Below are 448 nucleotides of genomic sequence, written 5' to 3' on the forward strand. Positions count from 1 at the left end.
ATTTTTATCAGAGCAGGTTTATTATCAAGTTCTGATAATTTTGGTTATTTTGTCTGGGTATATTGCAAAGTGGTTAGATAATCTACGTGTTTTAATCATTCATCATACGTTGTTGAAGTGTTCAAGCTCATATAAGATGAAGCACCTTAAACAAGGTGTTGAGATCTTAACGGAAAAAACAGTTAACGCACAACTTTCTCAATCAGCACAAGCTATGATGACAGAAATTACTTCTTCAGATTTTGAATTAGAGAACATGGTTAAAGAAATGCATGATCAGATTCAAAGAATAAAGAAATAACAAAGCATCTTTACAACATTTGAACTTGACTGAGAAATGGTATTGGAATAAGAACGTTCAATTTATTCTATAAGTGATAGGTGCCCAATAAAAATATTTAACACAATATAATATTTGCTTCTGAATAATCATAGCGTTATAATCATT

Annotated in this window: 1 protein-coding gene; it reads left to right on the forward strand. The window is 29.9% G+C overall.

Features of this window, described 5'->3' with window-relative positions; genetic code table 11:
• A partial coding sequence (locus tag C5687_RS24800) for a hypothetical protein (RefSeq protein WP_158252242.1) occupies nt 1–301 on the forward strand: 301 nt, incomplete at its 5' end.
• Nucleotides 302–448: the final 147 nt, after the last annotated feature.

It is taken from the genome of Enterobacter sichuanensis, assembly GCF_002939185.1.
GTDB lineage: Bacteria > Pseudomonadota > Gammaproteobacteria > Enterobacterales > Enterobacteriaceae > Enterobacter > Enterobacter sichuanensis.